This is a genomic window from Halalkalibacter sp. HAAS-P014, assembly GCF_056619965.1.
Map to the genome: position 1 here is coordinate 1 of NZ_JBWQTV010000036.1, position 12,700 is coordinate 12,700.

Annotated in this window: 15 protein-coding genes and 2 pseudogenes; all 17 read right to left on the reverse strand. The window is 37.3% G+C overall.

Annotated features, from left to right (window positions below; translation table 11 throughout):
- A pseudogene (locus AC1FXZ_RS21460) lies at positions 1–113 on the reverse strand (enoyl-CoA hydratase/isomerase family protein); the annotation flags it as partial.
- Positions 114–292: 179 nt separating this feature from the next.
- Positions 293–1,813 (reverse strand): aldehyde dehydrogenase family protein, encoded by a 1,521-nt coding sequence (locus tag AC1FXZ_RS21465; RefSeq protein WP_480057487.1) that lies wholly within the window; start codon positions 1,811–1,813, stop codon positions 293–295.
- Between the two features lie 14 nt (positions 1,814–1,827).
- Positions 1,828–3,027 carry a thiolase family protein gene (locus tag AC1FXZ_RS21470; RefSeq protein ID WP_480057489.1) on the reverse strand — a complete coding sequence of 400 codons (1,200 nt, stop codon included), beginning with the start codon at positions 3,025–3,027 and terminating at the stop codon, positions 1,828–1,830.
- Complete coding sequence (locus AC1FXZ_RS21475; RefSeq protein WP_480057491.1) at positions 3,024–3,773, reverse strand: 3-hydroxyacyl-CoA dehydrogenase family protein; 750 nt, start codon at positions 3,771–3,773, stop codon at positions 3,024–3,026. Before AC1FXZ_RS21475 ends, AC1FXZ_RS21470 begins: the two co-directional genes overlap by 4 nt.
- Positions 3,763–4,623: a 3-hydroxyacyl-CoA dehydrogenase NAD-binding domain-containing protein gene (locus tag AC1FXZ_RS21480; protein ID WP_480057493.1), complete on the reverse strand. Its 861-nt coding sequence runs from the start codon at positions 4,621–4,623 to the stop codon at positions 3,763–3,765. Before AC1FXZ_RS21480 ends, AC1FXZ_RS21475 begins: the two co-directional genes overlap by 11 nt.
- 15 nt (positions 4,624–4,638) lie before the next feature.
- The gene (locus AC1FXZ_RS21485; protein WP_480057495.1) at positions 4,639–4,815 is read right to left on the reverse strand and encodes a PaaD-like zinc ribbon domain-containing protein; all 177 of its coding nucleotides are present in this window, start codon (positions 4,813–4,815) and stop codon (positions 4,639–4,641) included.
- The gene (locus AC1FXZ_RS21490) at positions 4,787–5,425 is read right to left on the reverse strand and encodes a Phenylacetic acid catabolic protein (RefSeq protein WP_480057497.1); all 639 of its coding nucleotides are present in this window, start codon (positions 5,423–5,425) and stop codon (positions 4,787–4,789) included. The genes AC1FXZ_RS21485 and AC1FXZ_RS21490 overlap by 29 nt, the downstream gene beginning before the upstream one ends.
- Positions 5,425–5,649 (reverse strand): hypothetical protein, encoded by a 225-nt coding sequence (locus AC1FXZ_RS21495; protein WP_480057499.1) that lies wholly within the window; start codon positions 5,647–5,649, stop codon positions 5,425–5,427. The genes AC1FXZ_RS21490 and AC1FXZ_RS21495 overlap by 1 nt, the downstream gene beginning before the upstream one ends.
- Positions 5,646–5,993 (reverse strand): metal-sulfur cluster assembly factor, encoded by a 348-nt coding sequence (locus AC1FXZ_RS21500; RefSeq protein WP_480057501.1) that lies wholly within the window; start codon positions 5,991–5,993, stop codon positions 5,646–5,648. Before AC1FXZ_RS21500 ends, AC1FXZ_RS21495 begins: the two co-directional genes overlap by 4 nt.
- A 2-nt stretch (positions 5,994–5,995) precedes the next feature.
- Positions 5,996–6,937, reverse strand: coding sequence for a Phenylacetic acid catabolic protein (locus AC1FXZ_RS21505; RefSeq protein ID WP_480057503.1), 942 nt, complete (start codon positions 6,935–6,937; stop codon positions 5,996–5,998).
- Between the two features lie 245 nt (positions 6,938–7,182).
- The gene (locus AC1FXZ_RS21510; RefSeq protein ID WP_480057505.1) at positions 7,183–8,154 is read right to left on the reverse strand and encodes an MBL fold metallo-hydrolase; all 972 of its coding nucleotides are present in this window, start codon (positions 8,152–8,154) and stop codon (positions 7,183–7,185) included.
- 12 nt (positions 8,155–8,166) lie between these two features.
- Positions 8,167–8,937 carry an enoyl-CoA hydratase/isomerase family protein gene (locus AC1FXZ_RS21515; protein WP_480057507.1) on the reverse strand — a complete coding sequence of 257 codons (771 nt, stop codon included), beginning with the start codon at positions 8,935–8,937 and terminating at the stop codon, positions 8,167–8,169.
- 19 nt (positions 8,938–8,956) lie between these two features.
- Positions 8,957–9,943 (reverse strand): NAD(P)H-dependent flavin oxidoreductase, encoded by a 987-nt coding sequence (locus AC1FXZ_RS21520; RefSeq protein WP_480057509.1) that lies wholly within the window; start codon positions 9,941–9,943, stop codon positions 8,957–8,959.
- Positions 9,944–9,992: 49 nt separating this feature from the next.
- Positions 9,993–10,769, reverse strand: a complete 777-nt coding sequence (locus tag AC1FXZ_RS21525) for an enoyl-CoA hydratase-related protein (protein ID WP_480057511.1) — start codon at positions 10,767–10,769, stop codon at positions 9,993–9,995.
- Positions 10,770–10,895: 126 nt separating this feature from the next.
- Positions 10,896–11,774 (reverse strand): PaaX family transcriptional regulator, encoded by an 879-nt coding sequence (locus AC1FXZ_RS21530; protein WP_480057513.1) that lies wholly within the window; start codon positions 11,772–11,774, stop codon positions 10,896–10,898.
- A 75-nt stretch (positions 11,775–11,849) separates the two neighbouring features.
- The gene (locus AC1FXZ_RS21535; protein WP_480057515.1) at positions 11,850–12,299 is read right to left on the reverse strand and encodes an acyl-CoA thioesterase; all 450 of its coding nucleotides are present in this window, start codon (positions 12,297–12,299) and stop codon (positions 11,850–11,852) included.
- Positions 12,300–12,577: 278 nt separating this feature from the next.
- Positions 12,578–12,700 (reverse strand): annotated as a pseudogene (locus tag AC1FXZ_RS21540) (enoyl-CoA hydratase/isomerase family protein); the annotation flags it as partial.

Genomic DNA, 12,700 nt, shown 5'->3' on the forward strand with positions numbered 1-12,700 from the left:
TTATAATACTCAAGGTCATAAGAGTTAGTTTTGTTTACATGAATATGAACCTCTGCAACACCATTTGCTTTTTTTACTGTAAGATTTTTTGCACCTGTTTCTACTGTAGTCATAATAAATTCCTCCTGTTTTTTGAATTATATTTATATTAATTTAAGTGGTACGCTTTTTTAGCTAGGAAGGAGACGGAACTACATAGCTTTTCTTAGAAACCGTTCGCACCGTCTTATTAACTCACATGTCGTGATGCTAAAACGTAACTTCCTAGGTTGGGTAATGCTCTTAATTTATCTTAAATACCAAATAGATTTAGTGGTTTTGGACCTGTGTATGAGACAACACTCTTAGTCTCAGTGTATAAATCAAGTGTTTCAATACTTAATTCACGGCCAAATCCAGATTGTTTATATCCTCCAAATGGAGTTCCAGGGAATGCGGAAATTGGATTGTTGATCATTACGATACCTGCACGTAGTTTTTCAGCAACACGATGTGCTTTCCCGAAGTCTTTTGTCCAAATAGCAGATCCAAGGCCAAAAATTGAATCATTTGCTTCTTTAATAACTTCTTTTTCATCACTAAATTTCATGATTACAACAACTGGTCCAAACACTTCTTCTTGAGCAATTCTCATATTATTTGTCACGTTACCGATAATCGTTGGCATATACCAGTGACCGTTTTCAAATTCCGGTCCTAAAACTGCAGGGTCAGGGCGTCCACCTCCATAGAGGACTTCTCCACCTTCTTCAACTGCTAATTTCACATAACTGTCAACGACTTTCTCATGACCACTTGATATTAAAGCTCCCATGTGTGTTTCTTTATTAAATGGATCTCCCACTTTTAAACTCTTCGCTTTTTCAATAAATTTCTCTACAAATTCATCGTAGATATTTTCATGAACAAATAATCTTGAACGAGCTTCACACGATTGACCAGTGTTATAGAAGATTCCATAAATAGAACCTACAACTGCACCATCAATATCACAATCATCAAATACTAGACTCGGAGATTTCCCACCTAATTCCAGCGTAACACGTTTTAACGTTTGTGACGCTTTGGCCATAATATCTTTACCAGTTTCTGTTTCACCAGTGAAAGCTACTTTATCAACACCTTCGTGCTCAGTTAGATATGGGCCAATTTCAGAACCACTACCAGTTAATACGTTTACAACACCTTCAGGAACACCAGCTTCATGACAAATATCAGCAAGCATGTAAGCTGTAATTGGCGTGTAAGAAGCAGGTTTTAGTATAACGGTACATCCAGCAGCTAACGCAGGAGCAATTTTCCAAGCTGCCATCATCATTGGATAGTTCCAAGGGATGATTTGAGCACATACACCAACTGGTTCTTTTAATGTGTAGTTGAAGAATCCATTTGGCATTGGATTTTGACGTCCTCCAAAGGTAGCAAGTGTACCTGCATAAAATTCAAAATCTTCAACCGCTTGGTTAATTTGACCTTGAGCTGCAGCAACAGTTTTACCAGTATTAAGAACTTCAGCTTCAACTAGCTCATTGAAACGTTCTCTCATAATCTCAGCAATTTTGTTCAAGATTCTTGCACGCTTTGTATGAGATGCACGTGGCCATTTCCCAGATTCAAAAGCTGTTCTTGCAGCTTCAACCGTACGGTCAACATCGTCTTTCGTTGCTTTTGCTACTTTCGCCAATACTTCACCTGTAGCAGGGTTATGTGTTTCAAAAAATTCATTGTTGCTGCTGTTAGAGTAAGTACCATTGATAAATAATTGATAAGTTTCTTTTACTACACTATCTTTTTTTACAGTATCTTGTATCACGTATCGCTCACTCCCTATACTTTTTCAATAATTGTTGAAATCCCTTGACCTACACCAATACACATCGTTGCAAGACCATACCTAACATCACGTTTTTGCATCTCGTGAACAAGTGTAGTTAAAATTCTGGAACCACTACATCCAAGTGGATGTCCAAGTGCAATTGCACCACCATTAACATTTACTTTCTCCATGTCAAGGCCAAGCTCTTTAATACACGCAACAGATTGTGCTGCAAAAGCCTCGTTTATTTCAATTAAGTCAAGATCATTGACTGTGAGACCTGCTCTCTGCAATGCTTTTTGAGTAGCTGGAATTGGCCCTATCCCCATGTACGCAGGGTCCACTCCACTAACCGCAGATGAGATGATCCGAGCAATCGGTTTTAAGGAAAGTTCTTCAGCAAGTTCTTTCTCCATAATAAGCACCGCACTTGCACCGTCATTAATTCCTGATGAATTTCCTGCTGTAACAGTTCCACCCTTACGAAAAACTGGGCGTAAGTTTAATAACGCTTCCAATGAAGTGTCAGGTCTTACATGTTCATCTGTGTCAAAGGTGATTGGTTCTCCCTTTCTTTGAGGAACATCAATTGGCACAATTTCATCATCAAATCGGCCACTCTCAATAGCAGCTGCTGCTTTTCGCTGACTCAAAACAGCTAACTCATCTTGTTCTTCTCTTGAAATATTGTAACGGTCTGCTACATTTTCTGCTGTTTCTCCTAAACTTATAGGAGGGTATACCTCTGCAAGTTTCGGATTAACAAGTCTCCAGCCAATTGTTGTGTCATGCAACGTTTGATTCGCACGAGGATTTGTTAAATTTGGCTTTAACATAACATATGGAGCTCTTGTCATACTTTCTGTACCACCAGCTACAAACACATCTCCCAGACCTGCTTTAACAGCGGCTGTTGCTTGATTCACCGCATCTAAACCTGACCCACATAGACGATTTACCGTAACTCCAGGAACCGTTTCAGGTACACCAGCGAGTAATAACCCCATCCTTGCCACATTTCTGTTATCTTCCCCTGCTTGATTTGTACAACCAAAGTAGACATCTTCAATGAGCGTTTTATCCATGTTAACCCGTTCTAACAATTGCTTGATAGCGTGACCAGCCAAGTCATCCGGACGAACATTCGTTAAGGCACCATTTATCTTCCCTATTGGTGTACGAACCGCATCTATTATGACCGCTTCCCTCATATTGATAACTCCTTAGCTTTACGACTTTGATAATGATAGAATCCCTTATCCGTCTCGCCACCAACCCAACCAGCTTGGATGAGCTTTTTGATTAATGGTGCTGGTCTATAGCGTTCTTCCCCAAATTGCTTATATAACCCACTAAGAACAGCATAAACATCTTCAAGACCAATTTTTTCTGCCCATTCCAATGGACCTAGCGGATAATTTGTACCTTTTTTCATTGCTGTATCAATTGCTTCTGCGTCAGCAGTACCCTCAGTTAAAGCAAAAGCTGCCTCGTTAATAATTAAGGATAGAATACGTGGGTAGACTAACCCAACCTCATCTTCCACAATTTCAATTTCCTTTTTTACTATTTTAAAAGCTTCTTTTACAGTTCCTAGATACTCACGATTGCCTTGTAGTGGACAAGCGATCTCAATTAAATTTCCTTCACGAAAGTTTGAAAATGTAGCAAAGCTAATCAATCTTTCTGGTTGACTTAACCATGAAGCCGCTTCAGTCCCAGTTACTTGCAATGCAGTTGATAAGATTACTGTGGTAGATGAAATAACAGACTCGATTTCTAGAAGTTTTCTTTTCTTTTCATCTAAATCAATATTTTCTGTTTCAATAACAAGATCGACATTACTAGTAGAAGTATAATCATTATAGGAAACTTTTACTTTTTCACTCTCATGAAAAGCTTTGAAGAGTTCTTCAGCTAGTAAATTTCGGCCAACAATCAAAATATTACTTATCATATTGATAGAACCCTCCTTTGCTTTTCCTACCCAAGTTTCCAGATTGAACCATTCTCTCTTGATAGTAATGTGGTCTAAAACGACTTTCGCCATAAAAGCTTGCATGAACAGACTTTGTTGTTGCAAAATTAATATCAATTCCAATTAAATCTTGAAGTTCAAATGGGCCCATTTTAAAGTTTCCAGCCTGCTTCATAATACGATCAATTTGGTCAACATTAGCAACTTGATCATTCATAATCCTTAACGCTTCGTTATAAAAAGGACGGGCAACCCGATTCACTATGAATCCTGGAGTATCCTTGCAAACTACCGGACTTTTCTTGAGCTCTTTAGCAAAGTTTACAAGTGCATCTATTGTCTCATCGGCTGTATTTAAACCTTGTATCACTTCAACTAGAGGCATAAGAGGTGCAGGGTTAAAAAAGTGAAATCCTGCAACTCTCTTTGCAAGTTGGATCTGTCCAGAAATTTCTGTCACCGAAAGCGACGAGGTATTTGTTGCAAGAATGGTATCTTCTGAACAAATCTCCTCCAATTGTTGAAAGATCGAACGTTTAATTTCGATTTTTTCAGGAACTGCTTCAATAACTAATTGACAATCTTCAAATGCATTCAAATCGGTTGTTGTAGAGAGCAACTCCTCTGCTAACTCTCTCTCAGCAGTCGATAGCCTATTCTTTTCAACTAACCGATCTAATTTGCTATCTATTGAGACTTTAGCTCGATTAACTGTTTCTTGATCGAGATCAAACATTACTGTAGCGTAGCCGTTTTGTACAAGTAACTGGACGATCCCAGCCCCCATTGTTCCAGAACCGACTACACCCACTTTATTAATTTGCTTCATTCAAATTCGCACCTCTCATTTATTCGGTTGCGATTCCTGCCAACGAATATATTCAAAGACACTCTGGCAATTGTTGCAATAGTATTGCCTTACTAATTGTGCCGTACCAAATGATGAAATCTTCTCAACTTTTTCAGATGAGCAGAATGAACATTCTACATTTTTATCCGACATTGGTAACAGCTCCATCATTTAATAGCTCGTTAACTTGACTTCTGTATTCAGCGACGAAATCTTTTGGAGCAATTAAATTTTCAGAACGTAAGAGATTATCATTCTCCACTTTCTCCAACCATTCTAGAGCTTCAGCAGAAACTTTCTCAAAGGCTTCCTTAAATCTTCTAGGGATTGAACCTTCGTCATTTAATAGTTGCTTACACCAGCTCTTAGAATAGATAAGGTGTTCGTTCTGCTCTTTCAACATTTTACTAAATGGTGGGTTGGTATCTGGGTTTTCTGCATCAATAACAGCACGCATAACTAAATCTATTGCTACATTTGTTGCGTAAAGTCCAGCAATTAATTCAATCCAGTTGTTAATCGTGACATTCGATGAGAACGCTTTACCTGTTTGATCTTTTATTTCTACCTTACTACCATTTAATCCTTTTAAATCAAATGCCCATCTATATATTAATCTTGAATGACCGAGTTCTTGTTGTGCCATCGCAATTGATGAAAGCGTTGATTCAAGTGTCGGTCCACTAATTCCGATTTCAACTAACCGATCCCCTAAAACATATTTATTATCTGCAATTGTTTCAGCAAGTTCTACTAATGAAACGTTTTTATTGTTTGACATTAACTAACTCCCTCCTTAGCAAATAGTGGTTCAGGTTTTCGAACGCTAATTAGAGCGTCCTTCCTTACAACTTGCATTTCCACCCAATCTTCCTCGTCGTAAATATGCTCTGCATATACTTTTGCTAGTTCATCACTTACAGCCTTGAACGAACCGACTTGAATTAGATCGTCTCCTCGTTTGATGCGAGTTAGGAGAAGATACTCCACTGGTTGATTTGTCATGAACTTACCCCCCAATATTTCAATTTTTTCTTTCCTTCTTCACTTAGGTTATTAACAGTCCATGGCGGATCCCATACAACTTGAATGTCTACTTCAGCTATTTCTTCTTCTTTAAGTAAACGCTCCTTGATATCGCTTTCAATCCACTGCATACATGCACACCCTGTAGATGTGTAAGTCATTAGGACTTCTAATTTATTATCTTTTTTTGTAATTTCATAGATTAATCCCATATCCACTACGCTAATAGGGAATTCAGGGTCCATTACTTCTTTTAAGGCATCCCAATACTTATTTGCTGGCGCTTCGTTCATTGCTGCTTGACTCATTGTTGCTTCATTCATGATTAAGCCCCCTCTTTTCTCATTGCTTCTAACTCTCTTGCTCCCTTTTGAATTTTACTTACAAAATCTTGGTTTTGTGGACCACGCTGTTTAAAACGTTGAATAACTCCGTCCCATGTATCCGGTTGATCATGTAACCATTTTTTGTTTTCTACATCAAATTTACAAGGGAATGGTACATCAATAACATATTTTCCTTGTTCTTCATCATAATGTGCTGGTACCTTCACTCCAATTGACTCACAGAAAGGCACTGCAGTTGATAACCAAACTTGTCTAAGCTCATCATTTGTCTTCCCTTTTAAGCGATAATCTAATTGCGCCGAACGGCTTTTAAGGTTATCTGCAACCCCGAAGAATTCAAGTCCCATTAAGAACATCCAATCAACAGCTTCTTGAACTTGCTTTGCTGTTTCTGGTTTCTTCATACCAGCTTTCATAATGATTTCGCCATTTCTAAGATGGAACAATTCTTCCTTATCTACTTTTACTAACGCTCTCTTCCATGGGCCGTACGAAGTATTTTGATGTGCATCCCCTAATAACGTATAACCAGCTCGATCAAATAATCCATTAAAGACTCCTAATTCAATCCAATTATCTAATTTAAAATCAAATGCATATGGGTTCTTCCAGCGACCTGGTTCGCGATCATATAGAAGTTCATCAACATCCACACCTAAGTCTTCTAACAATCGATAAGCAATGTGCGCATGCCCTATCTCATCTTGCATAACAGCTAATGCTGTGATTTTGTAATTTAAATTAGGTGCTTGATCATAAACAGTCAAAAGTGGTGGAACACTCAATAACTCTGTATCCCCTACAATTGTTAATGTTTGCTTTAATGCTTTCAAGTACTCATCATTCATATCCTCTGGACGTTCAACTTTAAAACCGTTTTGTACTTTTTCTAATAAAACTTCAGCTTGATTTACGCTCATGTTTACACCTCTTTTTACTATTATTATGTTTTTTATGTTATCGTCTATATTAAGTAATATAAAACATTCCTAATTATCTGTCAATAGATTTTATTATGTTTTTTTGACGGACGAATATTTTTGTGCAAAATACGCCAATTTCCACATGTTATAGGCTTAACTTTGTTTTAACTATGCAAAAAAACACATGTAACCTTTTTGTAGTTACACGTGTTTTTAAACGAAGTGAAATTTACATACTCCTATTATATATTCACTTTTTTTGTATAAACGATCGGCTTTTCACCGTTTCGGGCAATTCTATTTTCTTTTTCTAAAAAGTATAGATGAGCGATCGTTTCAGCAATAGCAAATCGCCATTGATGAGGTGTTAATTCTTTATGAGCAAATAACACTTCTGCAATCTCATATGCCGTTTTCGAATTTGCGAGCGATTCCATTTTCGATAGCCGGTTTTCATGATGAGAAATAAGCTCATCAACGCGGTTGCGTATATCTTCCATTACCTCTCCATGTCCTGTATATACTTTTTTTGTAGGAATCTCCTTAATCTTCAAAAGTGACTCAATATACTCATGTAAAGGTTTCTCGCTAGCTCCAGGCCAAACACTAATATTAGGAGTTATCTTATCAAGGATATGGTCACCCGCTATAAGCACCTGATCCTCTTCTTGATAGAAGCAAATATGCCCTGCACTGTGACCAGGTGTATGAATAACTTGCCACTTTCTATCTCCAAATTCAACCTGTTTTTTTATTGGAGTAATAGTAGGCAATGGCAATACACTTTTCGTAAGCTTTTCCATATGTTCTTTAATTGCTTCACTCAACTGTTCAGGAACACCGAATTCCATGATCATTTCCTTCAGACTTGCCGCTTGTATACTATTTTCTCCAAACACTCTTTTCAACATATTCATATCTACTTCATGCATATAAACTTTCGCACCCGTTATTTGCTGCATCCAACCACTAAGTCCTGAATGATCCGGGTGAAAGTGCGTTAAATAAATAGTCTTAATTTTAGTAGGTGGTATATTTAAGTAGTCAAATACTTCTTCCCACGTATCTCTGGCAGCCTGATAATTCAAACCTGTATCAATTAACACATAATCGTTGCCGTCCTTAAGTAAATAACAGTAAACGTATTTCATTGGAAAGGGGACAGGAATTCCAATTCGGTAGCCCCCATTTTCAATCTGTTCGATATTCAACATCGTTATTTCCTCCTACGAATGCTTCCATTCAGGCTTACGCTTATCGAGAAATGAATCTAACCCTTCCTGTGCATCATTTGTTTTCATCAAGTCATTAAGGTAGATTTGCTCAACTTTCCCTATCGTTTCAGCAAACGTTGCTGCCATTGCTTCACGAATAGCCATTCTAGTATATTTAAGTGCCACTCTACTTTTTGATCTGAATGAATCTAGCAAATCATTAAGGTAATTCTCTAATTCTTCTTCGGCTACTACCTCATTGATTAAACCATATTCCTTCGCTTTTTCTGCAGAGACCGTCTTACCTGTAAGAAGTAATTCCATTGTTTTATTAAAGCCCATTAACCAAGGGAAAATTGCAACAGAAACTGGTGGAAATAATCCGAGGTTGATCTCTGGTTGACCAAATTTCGCTTTTTCAGTCGCAACGGAAATATCACAGAAACTCGCTATCTCACAACCACCTCCAATTGCTGCACCTTCTACTACAGCCACTGTTGGACAAGGGACCTTTGCCAATAAGTGAAACATTTTGTGAAAAACATGAATCATAGGCTCTGCTTTATCCCCAATATGATCTTCAATCGCTACACCAGCTGAGAAAGCCTTTCCATCAGCACGAATAACTAAAGCATGTGGTTCCTCATGTTCAATAATATGTTCCAACGCATTGACAATTTCATCCATCATTTCGATATTTAATACATTAACCGGTTCTCTTTTTAATGTAAGCCAAGCAACTTGATTTTCAACCTGTAAATGAATTGTTTCATAATTTTTCATAAGAATCACTCTTTCTTGATTATTTTATAACATGCTCCACCCTGCTAGATAAAACTTCATAAGACTCCTTTAATTCACCAAGAAGTTCAATAAACAGACTTTCTACACTGACAATTGAATCTATTAATCCCACTGATTGTCCGGAGTGTACCCAACCTTGTTCCATATTTCCTTGAATGGCACCTAACTTATTTTTATAACCATTAATATATGGAAACAATTCTTGTATTGATATAGGTTGTTTTTCCAGCTCTAAAATATGGTTAACATATTCACTTTTCACAACGCGATTTACTCCACCAATGCTTCTTTCAATAATCGTCGTTTCTGAATCTTTTGATTCAACAAGTAATTGTTTATAATTTTCATGGGCTATGCATTCATTCGTTGCAATAAATCGCGTTCCCATTTGTACTCCGTCTGCTCCTAAGGCAAGAGCCGCAAGCATTCCTTCACCACTAGAAATACCCCCAGCAGCAACGACTGGAATCGAAACAGCTCTTCGTACTTGTGGAATCAAACTAAACAAGGTCAATTCATATGGGCTATTACGGCCACCTGCCTCAAACCCTTCACAAATAACTAAATCAGCTCCTGCTTTCTCAGCATTAAGAGCATGTCTAACCGTCCCGACAACAACCATTACTTTTATACCTAATTCTTTGAAGAAAGGAATATGCTCGCGTGGATCTCCAGAGGAGAGACTGACCGCAGCTATATTGTCCTTTTTTTCTTTAATAACGTCGAAATAATCCCCATAAGAGAAATGACCACTAATGGGAATATTCACCCCAAAAGGATAAGGTGTTTTAGCTGACGCAAGTTCAACTTCTTGATGAAACATCCTTGGACTCATTCCAGAAATTGCAATTTGTCCAAATCCACCTTCATTGGAAATAGCAGCAGCTAAATCACCGTTCCCAACTTGCGCCATTCCACCTTCGATAATTGGGTAACGAATATCTAAAAGCTCTGTAACTCGGTTCTTATTAAGGAGATCTTTCACTTTTTTCACTCCTTGCGTTTTGTCTCATATATTTAACCTTTGACGATATTTACTCCCCTTTAAATTGAGTGGGGCGTTTTTCTTTAAAAGCTTCTAGCGCTTCAATACGATCTTTTGTCGGAATAATTACTTCATAAGCTTTGGATTCAATCGCAAGACCTGTTTTCACATCAACATTGCTACCATAATTAATGGCATACTTTGCTTGAGTGACTGCCAGTGGTCCATTTTTCATAATCTCCTCAGCGAGCTCGACCGAACTGCTCTTTAACTCTTCCTCATCAACCACTTTATTTAAAATCCCTAATGTATACGCTTGTTCTGCATCAATTCTACGTGCTGTTAGTATAAGCTCCTTCGCCTTTGAGGTCCCAATCAAACGGCTTAGTCTTTGTGTCCCACCGGCTCCTGGAATAATAGCCCAACTAACTTCAGTTAACCCCATTTTTGCATTTCTTACTGCGTAACGGAAGTCACATACAAGGGCAAGTTCAAATCCACCTCCTAGAGCATATCCATTGATAGCTGCAATTGTCGGTTGAGGAAGTTCCTCTATCATCGTAAATACATCGCGAATTTTACTAACATTTCTCCGAACTTCTTTTTCATTTAACGTTCGTCTTTCCTTTAGATCTGCACCTGCACTAAATGCTTTATCTCCAGCACCAGTAAAAATGACAGCCCTTACTTCTTTATCTAATTTAAGATCTTCAACAATGTTTTCGAGTTCAACCAATGCTTCATAATCAAAACAATTTAACTGTTCTGGTCTGTTAATTGTTACGAATGCTAAATGATTACTAATTTCCAATACGACCTTTTTCATTGTGACACCTCATTTTATTCAAAATATTAAAAATAATCAAATCGTTAAAGGGGCAATATTTCTGCCTGTTGCATTCATTAACTCCTAGCAGAATTATTTCTATTGCTCCTTTAAGTTTACAACCTATTACAAATGTATCTCTCTAAAAGGGTTAATAGCTCTGTCACGCCTCACCTCGTATTCCCGGTCTGGGGCCGGTTCATAAATCGCTTCAAAAAAACGAACAGCAGGGATAGATAACAGTTGATGTATATTCCAAAACAATTCTCTCGCCTTCGATCCAGACCAATTATGTGGCAATAAGTCGCGTGGAAAGCCAGGATCTTCAAAAAGGAATTTTCGATATTGGTGAACAAGAATCGTTCTTTCCACAAAACACTCATCATCGCTCAACAAATTATTCAGTGCTTTTTCACGTAACTCTTCAAATTTCGGCGTGAACTTCTCTATAAAAATATCGTACTCATCTGAAATTGCTTGCAAATCCCAACCTTTATTTATAATACTGTCATTATCATGAGATACGATTGAAGAAGCACTAAATAAATAAGCGTGTTCTTCAATGTTATAAGTTTTTATAATTTCAATAACTTGTTCTTCTAATGAATTAGGGCTTATCCATGTACTATTGGAGATTACTCCAAACCCAGTCCAAATTAATTCTTTCCTTATTAAATTACGCAATTCACGCTTTTCCTCAGGGAAAGAGTATGTAAGAATTCTCCACATGCCATCCCACGTTTGACTTTGGGTTGTATAAACTCTTTTTACTCCATCTTCAATTCTTCTCTTACCTATTTCGGTTAATGAATAATAGCTTTTATTCCCTATCTTCCTAACTTGCAATAACTTCTTTTGAACCATTCGAAATATTGCTCCACGTACTGAAGACTCAGATACGCCAAATTTTCCCATTAGCTTAATTAAACTTCCAACCCATATTTCTCCTCCATAATATTGGATATACTCCCCGTAAAATGTAAACATTAATGACCTTGGCTTCAACGTTGTTCACCGTCCATTTAGTATTGTTGCTTATGAATAAGAGACATCCTTTTTATTATAGAGGATAATAATCAATTATGCATTAAACCTTGTTCTTTTACCTTTTTCACTGATTGAAATTTCTTCAGACAATATCGAAATAACATCTTCGGGAATGGGAACAGCTTTAATTTCGTCACCTTTTTGTCTTACCCAGCCTCTTAACTCATAACCATGACCAGTGCGACCTTTATCGTTAAAAACTTCATGTATTAACTTAATTGTTTTGTTATTTATCTCTAGTACTTTTGTCTGAATAGTAATAATTTCATCATATAGTAATGGCTTTTCAAACGTACACCTTACATCAAGCATAGGGAGAATGATACTTCTTTCTTCTTCTAATTTACTTGGTGCTAGGTCACAACTGCGAAAAAATTGATGGCCCGCAATATCAAACCATTTAAAATAGTTTGGATAGTAGACAATTCCGGCTTTATCTGTGTCTCCCCAGTTAACCAACACCTCAATTTCATTTGACCTCATATGAATTCCCCTTCTTTCTTTTAGCAAAAAAGCTCTGGACCGATTGCGAGGATAACATCCGATTTCTTAAACTAGGTGATTATTTCTCTATTATCTCTTAAAAACTTCAAATCTCAATTAAATAGCTCCTTCTTTAATAAGAAGGAGAATTTTCTCCTCCACGGTTTCTAGACATTTTCAATACCAACATTCATGTGAAAATCACATGCAGGAATTAGTCATATTGTTCAAAATGGCGATACCGGATTGTTCCGATATCGCCATTTAAGTTCTTTAGATTACTGACCAGACCAATCAGCTGGACGCTTTTCAATAAATGAGCTTAGTCCTTCTTGTGCATCTTGCGAACGGAATAATAGGTTTTGTAGTTCACCTTCATAACGAATCGCAACGTTTAATGG